Here is a 12,044-nt window from a genome sequence, read left to right on the forward strand (position 1 = left end):
CCCGCACCCGGCATCAAAACGCCCCCGCACCCGCACCCGCACCCGCACCCGCACCCGGCAACAAAACGCCAAGGGGCAGCACCGGCGCCGTACCCCTATGTCACCGGCTGATCCGCGTCCTCCTCGGCGGGAGCCTGGGCCTGGTCCGACGGCTCCGCCGGCTCACGGTGCCAGCCGCCCTCGCCGCGCGCCCGCAGCCACGCCGTCGTCTCCTCCGGCGGCATCGCGGCGGCCACCAGCCAGCCCTGCACCGCATCGCAGCCCAGATCCCGCAGCCGCTCCCAGGTCTCGTCGTCCTCGACGCCCTCGGCCACCACGAGCAGGCCCAGCGAGTGGGCGAGGTCGACCGTACAGCGGACGATCTCGGCGTCCTCGTTGTCCACCGCCAGCCGGGCCACGAAGGAACGGTCGATCTTGAGCTCGCTCACCGGCAGCCGCCGCAGATGGACCAGCGAGGAATAGCCCGTCCCGAAGTCGTCGAGCGACATCTTCACGCCGTGGCCGGTGAGCCCGGCCAGGGTGTCGGCGGCCCGCTGCGGGTCCTCCAGCAGGACATGCTCGGTTATCTCCAGTTGCAGGGCGCCCGCCGGGACGCCGTGCCGGGCCAGCCGCCCGGCGACCGCACCGGCGAAGCCGGGGGTGTGGACATCGCGCGGCGAGACATTGACCGCGACCGGCACCTCGAGGCCGTCGGCGCGCCAGCGCGCGACCTGGCCCAGCGCGGTCTCCAGCACATACTCGGTCAGCCGGGGCATCAGCCCGGAGCTCTCGGCCATGGAGATGAACTCGTCCGGCGGCACCCTGCCCCGGTCCGGGTGGACCCAGCGCACCAGCGCCTCCAGGCCCGCCACATGCCCGTCGAAGCCGACCTTGGGCTGGTAGTGCAGGTCGACGTCGCCCGCGTCCAGGGCGCGCCGCAGATCGCCGAGCAGACCGAGCCGGTCGGGGGTGTTGCCGTCGCGCCGGGCCTCGTAGAGCTCGACTCCGCTGCGGTCCCGCTTGGCCTGGTACATCGCGACGTCGGCGCGGCGCAGCAGCCCCTCGGCGTCCAGTGCGTGGTCGGGGTAGACGGCGACCCCGGCGCTGGCCTCCAGCACCAGGGTCAGCCCGTCCAGGTCGAGGGGGGAGCCGAGGTCTCCGACGAGGACGCGGGCGCTGCGCTGGGCGCTGGTGAGCGAGTCGGTGGTGGGCAGCAGCACCGCGAACTCGTCGCCGCCGAGCCGGGCCACCTCCGCCCCGCGGGGCAGGGCGAGCCGCAGCCGCTCGGCGATCTGGAGCAGCAGCCGGTCACCGGCCAGATGGCCCAGGGTGTCGTTGACCGAACGGAAGCGGTCGAGGTCGAGCAGGACCAGCGCGGTGCGGGTGCCGGCCCGCTCGGACTCGTCCAGCGCGGTCCAGGTGCGCTCCAGCAGCCACTGGCGGTTGGGCAGCCCGGTGAGCGGGTCGCGCAACTGCTCCTCGGCGCGGACCCGGGCGATCCACAGCGTGGAGTCCAGGGCGACCAGCGGCACCGCGAACAGCGGGAGCAGCAGCGGGGTGTCCCCGGCGACGACCACGATGAGGGGCGCGATGCCGAGGAGCGCGATGCCGACGAGGGCCTGCCGGAGGAAGGCGGTACGGGCGACGGTGGGCAGTCCGGCGCCGGGCGGGGCGAGGGAGCACCACAACAGGGCGCGGGTGACCGCGAGATAGACGAAGGCGGCCAGGGCCGTCTGGGGGATGGCGGAGACGTCCCAGGTGTCGGTGCGCCAGGGGTGCTCGACCGAGGGGGTGGTGCCGAACGCGGCGAGGGTGAGGGCAGCCGCGCCGACCCCGAGAATGTCCACCGCGCCGTGCAGGACGGTCTGCCGCCATCGGTACCGGCGGGCGGCGCCGACCAGGACGACCACGGCGAGGCTGACCAGCACGGCCGGAATCCAGCCGTAGAGCAGCAGCGCGGCCAGGGTTAACGCGGCCCCGGAACCGGTGCCGCCCCACCAGCGGTCGCGCCCGAGGGCGACCAGATGGCCGACGATGATTCCGGTGAGCACGGCGAGCGACCAGCCCACGGTGCCGTCGGGAAAGAGCGCATTACCCGCGTCGAGCACTCGGAATACCCCGATGCCGAGTGCGAAAGCCGCCATGGCGACCGCCGCGGCCGGCAGCGCGGGCAGCACGGCCCGGCGCAGCCGCGACGCCGGGGCGGCGCTTTCGGTCGGTTTCATACCCGTCCCTCTCACAGCCGGCGGTGCCAGCGCCACGGCGGGCGCACACCTCAACAGTAGGCGGCAGAAGGGGAAGACGGGCGGCGATCGGCGACGGTTCCCCGAATGCCGCCCGACGATCCATGACCTTCTGCTATGCGCTGTAAGGGTGATGCCCGCCGGCTGTACCCGGGAAGTGCTCCCAGTCGTAATCCGGCCAGCTTTGCACCCACTGGGCGGACAAGATGGCCGGACCACTGCGCCGGATGGGTGGAACGGCTACTCCAACCGCCGCTCCACGGGCCCTCCGTGCTACTCCGCGGCCTCTTCCGGAGGCGTCATCGCGACCTCTCTCGCCGCCTCCGGTCCCTGTTCGAGGAGGACGCCAAATCCGTCCTCATCGAGCACGGGAACCTTCACCTGCATGGCTTTGTCGTACTTCGAGCCCGGATTGTCGCCGACTACCACGAAATCAGTCTTTTTCGAAACCGATCCGGTGACTTTGGCACCACGGCTCTGTAGCGCCTCTTTGGCCCCATCTCGCGTGTAGGACTGGAGCGTTCCGGTGACGACGACGGTGAGGCTCTCCAGGGGACGGGGGCCCTCGTCCTCGCCGCCCTCCTCCTCCAGCCGGACCCCGGCCCGCCGCCATTTCTCGAGGATCTCGCGGTGCCAGTCGACCGCGAACCACTCCTTGACCGAGGCGGCGATGGTGGGCCCCACCCCCTCCACGGCCGCCAGCTCCTCCTCGTCCGCCTCGGCGATCCGGTCCAGTGAGCGGAATTCACGGGCCAGTGCGGTGGCGGCGACGGGGCCGACATGACGGATCGAAAGGCCGGTGATGATCCGGGCCAGCGGGCGCTCCTTGGCGGCCTCGATATTGGCCAGCATCGCCAGGGCGTTCTTCTTCGCCTCGCCCTTCTGGGTGGCGAAGAAGGTGACCACCTTCTCCTCACCGGTCTCCGGATCACGCTTGGGCAGTCCGCTGTCCGGGTCCAGTACATACGACCGAATGGGCAGCAATTGTTCGATCTTCAGATCGAAGAGATCGCCCTCGTCCTTCACCGGCGGATCGGTCGGTTCCAGCGGCTGAGTGAGCGCGGCGGCGGCGACATAGCCGAGGTTCTCGATGTCCAGGGATTTCCGCCCGGCGAGATAGAAAATCCGCTCACGAAGCTGCGCCGGGCAGGACCGGCTGTTGGGACACCGCAGATCGACATCGCCCTCCTTGGCGGGCTGAAGCGGCGTATCGCACTCGGGGCAGGTGGCCGGCATCACGAATTCCCGCTCGCTGCCGTCGCGCAGATCGACGACCGGGCCCAGGATTTCCGGAATGACGTCGCCCGCTTTGCGCAGCACCACGGTGTCACCGATCAGCACGCCTTTGGCCTTGACGACATCCTGGTTGTGCAGCGTCGCGAATTCGACCTCCGAACCCGCGACCGTGATCGGCTCGACCACCGCATAAGGCGTCACCCGCCCCGTGCGCCCCACGCCCACCCGGATGTCGACCAGCTTGGTGTTGACCTCCTCGGGCGGGAACTTCCAGGCGATCGCCCAGCGCGGCGCCCGCGAGGTGGAGCCCAGCCGCCCCTGGAGCGGGATCTCGTCCAGCTTGATGACCGCGCCGTCGATCTCGTGCTCCACCGAGTGCCGGTGGTCGCTGTCCCCGTAGTACGCGATGTACTCGCGCACGGCCTCGATCGTGTCCACCACCTTGAAATGGGCGGCGGTGGGCAGCCCCCATTCGTGCAGCAGCTCGTACGCCTGCGACAGCCGGTCGATGTCGAAGCCGTCGCGCGCGCCGATGCCGTGCACCACCATGTCCAGCGGCCGGGACGCGGTGACCTTCGGGTCCTTCTGGCGCAGCGAACCCGCCGCCGCGTTCCGCGGGTTGGCGAACGGCGGCTTGCCCGCCTCGACCAGCCCGGCGTTCAGCTCCTCGAACCGCTCGCGGGCCAGGAAGACCTCGCCGCGCACCTCCACCAGCGCCGGAACGCGGTCGCCCGTCAGCCGGTTGGGGATCTTGGCGATCGTGCGCACATTGGGGGTGATGTCCTCGCCGGTGCGGCCGTCGCCACGGGTCGCGGCGCGGGTCAGCCGCCCGTGCTCATAGGTGAGGTTGACCGCCAGGCCGTCCACCTTCAGCTCGCACAGGAAGTGGTAGGCGCCGCTGCCCAGCTCCTTGGCGATGCGGTCCGCCCAGGTGGCCAGCTCCTCGTCGTCGAACGCGTTGTCCAGGCTGAGCATCCGCTCGCGGTGTGCGACCTCGGTGAATTCCGTCTCGTACGCCCCCGCGACCTTCTGGGTCGGCGAATCGGGCGTACGGAGCGTGGGGGTCTCCTCCTCCAGCGCCTCCAGCTCGCGCATGAGCTTGTCGAACTCCGCGTCGCTGACGACGGGCGCGTCCTTCACGTAGTACCGGAAGCGGTGCTCCTCGATCTGCTCAGCGAGCCTGGCGTGCCTCTCCCGCACCTCGGCGGGGACCTTCGACTGCTGTTCGCCGGCCACCGTGTCGTCCTCCCGTTACTCAGGGTTGTCCGCGAGCGATCTCGCCGCCTGGACGCAGTGGGCCAGCGCGGCGCGGGCGTACCCGGGCGAGGCGCCCGCGAGCCCGCACGACGGGGTGATCACCACGGATTCCGCGAGAGTCTCCGGTGACAGCCCCAGCCTGCGCCACAACGTCCTGACACCACTGACGCTACCGGCAGGGTCCGACAATGGGGTGTCGGTGCCGGGTACCGCGCCGATGAGCAGCGCCGTACCGCCTTCCACGGCCTCCCCGATCGCCTCCTCCTCACTCTCCGTGAGCAGCGACAGAGGAAAGGAGATCCCCTCGACGCCCGCGCGCCGCAGCAGCCCGAACGGCACGGCGGGCGCGCACGAGTGCACCACCACCGGCCCGCCGGCCGCCTCCACCAGAGTCCGCAGCGCGCCCTCCACCACGCCCCGGTCCACGGCGGCGTGGGTGCGGTAGCCGCTGGCGCTGCGGACGCTCCCGCGCAGCACCGACGTCAGCGACGGCTCATCGAGCTGCAACACCACCTCGGCGCCCGGCACCCGGCGGCGCACCTCCGCCAGATGGGCGCGGCACCCTTCGACGAGCGAGGCCGTCAGATCGCGGCAGGCGCCCGGGTCGCTCAGCGCGACCTCGCCGCCGCGCAGTTCGAGGGAGGCGGCCAGGGTCCAGGGGCCCACGGCCGACACCTTGAGCGCCCCCTGGTACCCCTGGGTGAACTCCTCCAGCGCGTCGAGATCCTCTCCCATCCAGGCGCGGGCCCGCCGGGTGTCCCGGCCCGGCCGGTCGCTGATCCGCCAGCCGCTCGGCTCCACATGCGCGTACAGCTCGACCAGCATCCCGGCGGTGCGCCCGATCATGTCCGCGCCGGGCCCCCGCGCGGGCAGCTCCGGAAGATACGGCAGGGCCTCCAGCGACCCGGTGACGGTCTTCACCGCCTCCCGCGCGTCGCCGCCCGGCATCGACCCGACGCCGCTTGCGGCCCCTGGGGCCCAGTGGTGCTTATTGGTGCTCTTCTCGCTCACCCGCGAAGCCTAAGCGCTCCGCCGGGGCCCCGGGATTGGGAGGTGCCCCGGTACGCCGTGGGTCGTCTGCCGCGCCGTCGTGGCTGGTCGCGCCCAGGCGGCGGAGCCGCATATCGACACAGCCCCGCGCCCCTGCGGGGCGCACCCGAACCGCAGCCGCCCTCGCCGCCGAGACGGCTCAGCCGCGGGGGCGGATCTGGAGGTCGGTGATCTCGGCGTCGCGGGGCAGGTCGAGTGCGGTCAGGATGGTCGTCGCCACGGTCCCGGGCTCCATCCAGCGGTCCGCGTCGTACTCCTTGCCCTCCTGCTGGTGCACCTTCACCTGCATCGGAGTGGCCGTACGCCCCGGGTAGACCGTGGTCACCCGGAGACCGTTGCCGCTCTCCTCCCAGCGCAGCGCGTCGGCCAGCGCCTTGAGCCCGTGCTTGCTGGCGGCGTACGCGGCCCACTGGGCGTTGGCGCGCAGTCCGGCGCCGGAGTTGACGAAGATGACATGGCCCTGGGCCAGCCGCAGTTGCGGCAGCAGCAGGCGGGTCAGCTCGGCGGGCGCGACGAGGTTGGCGGCGAGCTGGTGGGTCCATGCCTTCGGGGTCAGCTCCCCGACCTCGCCCAGGTCGACCACCCCGGCGATATGCAGCAGCGAGTCGAGCCGGTCGGGCAGCGTCTGGTGGCCCAGCGCCCAGGAGAGCCGGTCCGGGTCCGCCAGGTCGCCGACGACCGTCCGCACCCCCGGGAACCGCTCCGCCAGCTCCTTCGCCCGCCCGGCGTCCCGCGCGAGCAGCCACAGCTCCTCGCCGCGCCCGGCCAGCCGCTCGGTGACCGCCGCGCCGATGCCCGAGCCTGCCCCAGTGATCAGATGCGTTCCCATGCTCCCCAGCTTGCCGCACCGATGGACGCGCCCCGACGACGGTCCCGGCTTGGCGTGATCCCATGCCCGAAACCCGGGCGGACTTCCCGTCGAGCGCTGCCGTCCTGTAACGGGTCCGGCGCTTGCTGTAACGGGCCAGGGTGGGGTGTCGCGGGAGTCCGGCGCTCTCCAGGATCAGGCGGCGAGGGCCGGAACCGGTGTCGGCGGCGGCCCGCCCCAGGACAACTCGAACCACAGCGTCTTGCCGCCGAGGCCGAACGGCTCTTCTCCGATGGCACAGCCACCCCAGCGGTCGGCGAGGACGTCAAGGATGAACAGGCCGCGCCCCTTCTCCAACTCGGTCGACACCGACTCCGCCGACGGCTTCAGTGGCTCGGGCAGTTCGGGGTTGGTGTCCGTGACGCTGATCCGGAGGACGGGGTGCATCCAGAGCAGGCGTACGGAGGCGTAGTTGTCGGAGTAGCGGACGGAGTTGGTGGTCAGCTCGGACGTCAGCAGCGCGGCGCGCTCGACAAGTTCGCGCAATCCGTGCGCGGTCAGGACAGCGCGCAGGGTGGCCCGGACGATCCCCGGGCCGCGCGGATCGCGAGGGAAGCGGAGCTCGTACTCCCAGGGCTCGGTGAACAGCAGCGGTGGCGGAAACGGGGTCACGCGGCACCTCCGGTGCGGGGTTTTCGATCGCGGTACGAGGGTGTGTTCGCGGGCGCCGCGCTCGTTGGGTCGAGTGGCGCAACGGTGTCAGTGCCGTTCGCCCTCCCGGGCAGGGGCGAACGGTGCGCTTCCGTTGCGGGGCGGCGGCGCGGGCGAGTGGTTCGCATCACAAGCTAGAGCACAATCCTTCACACGTGATGTCATCTCCACTATCGAGTGAATAATTAGCGCCTCACTCGACGGCTGCGAGCCCCGCTGCCAAACTCAGCTTTCAGCGCAGAGAGAGGACCAATGGCATCAAGACCTGCCCCTACGGCCCGTCAGCGTCGTTTGGCCACAGAACTTCGCCGCATGCGCGAACAGGCTGATATTTCGGTCCAGCAGGCTGCGGCCATGCTCGGAGCGGACCGAACGATGGTCGCTCACATCGAGGCTGCCCGGACCGGGGTTAGCGAAGAACGTGTTCGTCGGCTCGCGTGCAACTACGCATGCCCCGATGAAGCTCTCATCGAAGCCCTCGCAGTCATGGCCGGTACTCGCGGAGACCAGCCCTGGTGGGAGGAGTATCGCGGCAAACTCCCGGACGGCTTCCTGGACATTTCCGAGATCGAGCACCACGCCACGCGCATCCGCACCGCTCAGACGGTGCACCTCCCAGGTCTGTTCCAGACCGAGGAGCATGCCCGCGCGATCTTCGATCTTTCCGTCCCAGCGCTGCGACGCCTGGACGTGGAGCTGCGCGTCGCCCACCGAATGGGCCGTCAGGGCATCTTCGATCGGGAAAGCCCCACGCCTTACGTCGGCATCATTCATGAGGCGGCGCTACGGATGCAGTTCGGCGGACCTGCTGTGGCCCGACCGCAGCTTGAGTTCCTGGCCGATGCTGCCGACCGCGAGAACGTCACGCTACTGGTCATCCCGTTCAGCGCGGGAAGCTTCTATGGTGCCGGGCAGTCGATCCTCTACGCAGAGGGACCGGTGCCCCAACTCGACACCGTGCAGTTGGATACGGCGTACGGAGCGCACTTCGCCGACTCCCCTACACCGCTGGCCAACTATCGTTCACTTCTGGACCTGATGGAAGACTCCGCGCTCCCGGCCGACGAGTCGCAGAAGCTCATCCGGTCCATCGTCCGTGAGATGTGAGAGGAGCCATTCGTGCACGAGCGCACCTGGCAGCGGTCGTCGTTCTGCAGCGGCGGCGGCAACAACTGCATAGAGGTCGCCGCTGACGACAGTGGCATAGCCATCCGGGAGAGTTCGGAACCCAGCGCCGTTCTCCATACCGACAGCGTCGCGCTCCGCACGTTCATCTTCGGCGTCAAGCGCGGGCACTTTGACCGGTTGCCGAACTGACACGTTGCCGTCGGAGTGTGCGGCGGTCAGACGGGGAGCCGCCAATTCGGCCCCTCCGGTGAGCCGATCCATACGGTCTGCTCGAAGGGCGTGGCGGTCATCCCGAACTCCGTCAGGTCCGGCGCTCCTGCGTCTCGCCACAGGAGAAGAGCCTGTTCCACTTGGTCCCAGAGGTGGAGTGGCCCGTGCTGGTGCACGGTCCACCCCTCACCCTCGGGTTCCGTCCACGCCTGTGAGCCTGTCGCTACGTCGCGCAGGATGATGCCGGAGCTGGTGGTCACCAGCTCGGCAGAAGGTGCCGCGAGCTGGGCGACGAACCGTCCTGCCCAGTCCTCGAGGAGCCCGGGGTCCAGGCGCGTACGACGGGCGTCGCCGTCCAGTCGGAAGAAGGATGGGGACGGGGGCCGCTCGTGAGGGCGGGCCAACATATAGGTGATGGTGTCGCCGGTGAACCTGCCATGGGCGGTTCCCTCGTCGTCGAGGACGAGATGGATCATTCCGGCGGCGAGCATCCAGCCGGAGATGGTGGTGGTGATTGTTCCGCCGTCGTTCAGTTGCCAGAACCACGAGTGCGGGATGGACCGGACGGAGCAGGTGGCGACGATGGCGTCATAGTCGGCGTGCTCCTTGCACCCTTTGAGGCCGTCTCCGACCGCGAGCGTCGGGCCGTATCCGGCCTCGTTCAGGTGCGCGGCGGCGCTTGCGGCCAGGACAGAGTCGTACTCGATGCTGACGACGTTCCCGGCCCCGAGCCGGTGGCACAGGACGGCGGTGGAGTAGCCGGTGCCGGTGCCTACTTCGAGAACCTTCTGACCGGGACGGAGTTCTGCCACCTGGGCAGTGCGTACCACCAGGGAAGGAAGCGTTGCCGAGGACGTGGGGCTGCCGGAGACGGGACCCGTGGCGTCGGCGGCTTCTTTCTCCTGGACCTGGGTGACCCACGTCCGGTCGGAGTAGACCATCCGCAGCCACTCGTCCTCCCCGACCCCGGCCCGGTGTACGGGTTCCCACCCGGTGCCGGTGGGGCGGAAGGCCGCGGTGCCGAGGAACAGCTCGCGGGGGATAGCCGCGACGGCGTCGCGCCATTCGGAGTCAAGGGTCGGATCGGCGGCCCTGATCCCCTCGGCCAGGGCCATGCGGAGCGCGGCGGGGTCAGCGGGCACGATGCTCTCCTGCGTACTGGAGCTGGTCGGCGACGGCGGTGATGATCTTGCCGGTGATCGGTTCAGGGAACCACGCGTATTGGCCGTTTGGGTTGCACTCGTACAGCCAGGTTCGGCCATCCCGGTCCACGCCGAAATCGAAGGCTCCGAAGACGAGCCCGAAGGCGTCCAGATAATGGCGCACACTCTTGGCCAATTCCGGCGGCGTATCAATGAGCGAGTATGACAGGGCGTCGTAGTGACGTCGCCAGTCCAGACCGGGCGAGCCCTCGATCCGGACCGTGAAGACCTTCTCGCCCACGGCGGTCACCCGTAGATCAGCGACGGATTGCACACGTTTCTGGAAAAGGTGCATGGTCTGGCTGACGCCCGCGTTCCGGTCGGCGGGATCGACTTCCTCAACCCATACCGTCAGTGCCCGGCCGTCGGCATCCTGGCTATGGTCGCGGGCGAACTCCCTGACGGCGGTCTCGAGGTTCGTGAGAAGGGTCGGCGGGATATCAAAGCCACAACGCGCCGCAGTAGCGAGCTGAGCGGGCTTGTGCTCCGCGTCCCGGTTCCGCCAGGGGTGATTCACGTAGTACGCGCCGGGGAGGGAAGCGAGGATGCCCCCGAGACCGTAGCGAGCCTCTTCCCGGCACCAGCGGGCGTCCTGGTCTCCCAACCCCGGTGGACCTGCGTAGGGGCGCGGTCGGCGCCAGTACACGGATCGAACCCCACCAAGGTCGGTGACTCGGGTACGCGTCCGTGCGTTCCCCCGCAACCCGTCACTGTCCAGACGGGCCGCGACGCATAGGTCCGTGGGGAAGTCGCCCGGGTCCAGGCGTACGACCGGGACACGGCGCCGGTTCAGTTCCTCAATCACGGAATCGGCGGTTGCATCGTCCGCCTGCGAGACAACGAGGATCGGGGCGGCCGGAGTCAATCCGTGTCGCCTTCCTGGTCACCGCCTTGATCCGGATTGCCGTCCAGACTTGTCCTGGTCTGGGTTTCCTTGCTCGTCTCGGACCTCTTGTGCTTGCCCGAGAAGAGCACGCCCAGATTGTCCGAGCCGACCCATCGACCGGTCTGCGTCTCCGGGTCGAGGACGACCGACGCAGCGGGGAGGACCACTGCTTCGGGGTAGGGCCTCATGCGCGTCAGGCCCCAAGGCGCCGCTGCCACGCTCATTTCTACCTCCGGTCGCCGCTGATCTCCGGCACACAGTGTGTCGAATCGCTCTCGAGCTTCGGCAGAGGGCATTCAGTCGGTCCGTGGTATCGGCTGCGAGGAAGACCTCAACCTAAAAGTGGCGGGCTACGCGTTCGCCAGATTTCGAGTCGGCGGTGCCGGCAAGGCGCGCAGATGAGCCACCTCCGATAGCCGCGGCCTATACGACGGACAACCCTCGTAGCCCCAGGCACCCGCAGCAGCACCCGGGCACAGCGCGGTGACCGCGACGCCACGGGTACATGTCTCTGTGTCATCCGTGTCAGACGGACTCCAGATACGTCATGACCTCGGCCCCGCTCTCCGCGAAGAAGACGAGCTCACTGAGCGGAATCGGCAGGAACCCCTCCTCCTCCATCCGCTGGAACTGATGCTTCAGCCCGTCGTAGAACCCCGCCGCGTTGAGCAGCACCACCGGCTTGATGTGCAGCCCGTGCTTCTTCAGCTCCAGGATCTCGGTCGCCTCGTCCAGCGTCCCGGTGCCGCCGACCATGACCACGACCGCGTCGGCGCGGGCGAGCAACTGCGCCTTGCGCTCGGCGAGGTCCTTGGCGATCACCATCTCGTCGGCGCTCTCCCGGGCCTTGGCGGCGAGGAACTCGACCGAGATCCCCACCAGCCGTCCCCCGTGCTCCTGCACCCCGTCCGCCATCACCTTCATCAGCCCGACATCGGATCCACCCCACACCAGCGTGTGCCCGCCCTTGCCGATCAGCTCGGCGAACTCGCGGGCGGGGGCGGTATAGCGGTCGTCGAGATCGGCGGCGGAGCAGAAGACGCAGATGTTCATGCCCGCCACTCTACGAGCCGGGTCGGACACCCCGACGGCTCCGGGCCCGGCCCTACCCGTCGCGCCCGGTGCCGCGCCCCGCCTCACCCGCCATGCGCCGCGTCGATATGGGCAAGCACCGCCCCCGCGCCGTCCTCCGCGCCGATGGCGTGCGCGAGTTCGGCCGCCCGGCGCCGGAGGGCGGGTTCGGTCAGGCAGGTCGTGATCGCCGCGGCGAGGGAGTCGGCGGTCAGCGCGTCGAGCGGCAGCGGCCGGGGGGCGACGCCGAGCCGGTGCAGCCG

The 12,044-nt window shown here is 69.8% G+C and carries 11 protein-coding genes and 1 pseudogene; 2 read left to right on the forward strand and 10 right to left on the reverse strand.

Annotation, left to right across the window (positions count from 1 at the left end; all coding sequences use genetic code 11):
* Window positions 1-95: 95 nt before the first annotated feature.
* The 5 genes from KN815_RS29405 to KN815_RS29425 all read right to left on the reverse strand — a co-directional run bounded on the left by KN815_RS29405 (window position 96) and on the right by KN815_RS29425 (window position 7,245).
* Window positions 96-2,204 (reverse strand): putative bifunctional diguanylate cyclase/phosphodiesterase, encoded by a 2,109-nt coding sequence (locus tag KN815_RS29405; RefSeq protein WP_216344917.1) that lies wholly within the window; start codon window positions 2,202-2,204, stop codon window positions 96-98.
* A 291-nt stretch (window positions 2,205-2,495) separates the two neighbouring features.
* Complete coding sequence (ligA, locus tag KN815_RS29410; RefSeq protein WP_216344918.1) at window positions 2,496-4,694, reverse strand: NAD-dependent DNA ligase LigA; 2,199 nt, start codon at window positions 4,692-4,694, stop codon at window positions 2,496-2,498.
* Window positions 4,695-4,709: 15 nt separating this feature from the next.
* The gene (locus KN815_RS29415; protein ID WP_216344919.1) at window positions 4,710-5,726 is read right to left on the reverse strand and encodes a methionine synthase; all 1,017 of its coding nucleotides are present in this window, start codon (window positions 5,724-5,726) and stop codon (window positions 4,710-4,712) included.
* A 178-nt stretch (window positions 5,727-5,904) separates the two neighbouring features.
* Window positions 5,905-6,594 (reverse strand): SDR family oxidoreductase, encoded by a 690-nt coding sequence (locus KN815_RS29420; RefSeq protein WP_216344920.1) that lies wholly within the window; start codon window positions 6,592-6,594, stop codon window positions 5,905-5,907.
* Window positions 6,595-6,768: 174 nt separating this feature from the next.
* The gene (locus KN815_RS29425) at window positions 6,769-7,245 is read right to left on the reverse strand and encodes an ATP-binding protein (protein WP_216344921.1); all 477 of its coding nucleotides are present in this window, start codon (window positions 7,243-7,245) and stop codon (window positions 6,769-6,771) included.
* A 291-nt stretch (window positions 7,246-7,536) separates the two neighbouring features.
* On the opposite strand from KN815_RS29425, the gene KN815_RS29430 reads away from it, so the two are divergent.
* Together KN815_RS29430 and KN815_RS29435 are read left to right on the forward strand one after the other, a co-directional pair.
* On the forward strand, window positions 7,537-8,391 hold the full coding sequence (locus KN815_RS29430) for a helix-turn-helix domain-containing protein (protein ID WP_216344922.1): 855 nt from the start codon (window positions 7,537-7,539) through the stop codon (window positions 8,389-8,391).
* A 12-nt stretch (window positions 8,392-8,403) separates the two neighbouring features.
* The gene (locus KN815_RS29435) at window positions 8,404-8,601 is read left to right on the forward strand and encodes a DUF397 domain-containing protein (protein ID WP_216344923.1); all 198 of its coding nucleotides are present in this window, start codon (window positions 8,404-8,406) and stop codon (window positions 8,599-8,601) included.
* A gap of 26 nt (window positions 8,602-8,627) precedes the next feature.
* Here the strand turns inward: KN815_RS29435 and tgmC are convergent, their stop codons facing one another.
* From tgmC to KN815_RS29460, 5 genes and pseudogenes are all read right to left on the reverse strand, one after another.
* A complete protein-coding gene (gene tgmC / locus KN815_RS29440) occupies window positions 8,628-9,764 on the reverse strand; it encodes an ATP-grasp peptide maturase system methyltransferase (RefSeq protein ID WP_216344924.1) in 1,137 nt (378 codons plus the stop codon).
* Complete coding sequence (tgmB, locus tag KN815_RS29445; RefSeq protein WP_216344925.1) at window positions 9,754-10,689, reverse strand: ATP-grasp ribosomal peptide maturase; 936 nt, start codon at window positions 10,687-10,689, stop codon at window positions 9,754-9,756. The genes tgmC and tgmB overlap by 11 nt, the downstream gene beginning before the upstream one ends.
* Window positions 10,686-10,934 (reverse strand): putative ATP-grasp-modified RiPP, encoded by a 249-nt coding sequence (tgmA, locus tag KN815_RS29450; RefSeq protein WP_216344926.1) that lies wholly within the window; start codon window positions 10,932-10,934, stop codon window positions 10,686-10,688. Before tgmA ends, tgmB begins: the two co-directional genes overlap by 4 nt.
* Window positions 10,935-11,235: 301 nt before the next feature.
* Window positions 11,236-11,763, reverse strand: a complete 528-nt coding sequence (locus KN815_RS29455; protein WP_216344927.1) for an LOG family protein — start codon at window positions 11,761-11,763, stop codon at window positions 11,236-11,238.
* An 83-nt stretch (window positions 11,764-11,846) separates the two neighbouring features.
* Window positions 11,847-12,044: pseudogene (locus tag KN815_RS29460) on the reverse strand (glycosyltransferase); the annotation flags it as partial.

It is taken from the genome of Streptomyces niphimycinicus (assembly GCF_018883605.1).
In the GTDB taxonomy this organism is placed as follows: Bacteria; Actinomycetota; Actinomycetes; order Streptomycetales; family Streptomycetaceae; genus Streptomyces; species Streptomyces niphimycinicus.

Excerpts from the sequence above, each read along its gene's own strand:
- KN815_RS29405 (WP_216344917.1), bottom strand. The coding sequence starts at position 2,204 with ATGAAACCGACCGAAAGCGCCGCCCCGGCGTCGCGGCTGCGCCGGGCC.
- KN815_RS29420 (WP_216344920.1), bottom strand. The coding sequence starts at position 6,594 with ATGGGAACGCATCTGATCACTGGGGCAGGCTCGGGCATCGGCGCGGCG.
- KN815_RS29430 (WP_216344922.1), top strand. The coding sequence starts at position 7,537 with ATGGCATCAAGACCTGCCCCTACGGCCCGTCAGCGTCGTTTGGCCACA.
- tgmA (WP_216344926.1), bottom strand. The coding sequence starts at position 10,934 with ATGAGCGTGGCAGCGGCGCCTTGGGGCCTGACGCGCATGAGGCCCTAC.
- KN815_RS29455 (WP_216344927.1), bottom strand. The coding sequence starts at position 11,763 with ATGAACATCTGCGTCTTCTGCTCCGCCGCCGATCTCGACGACCGCTAT.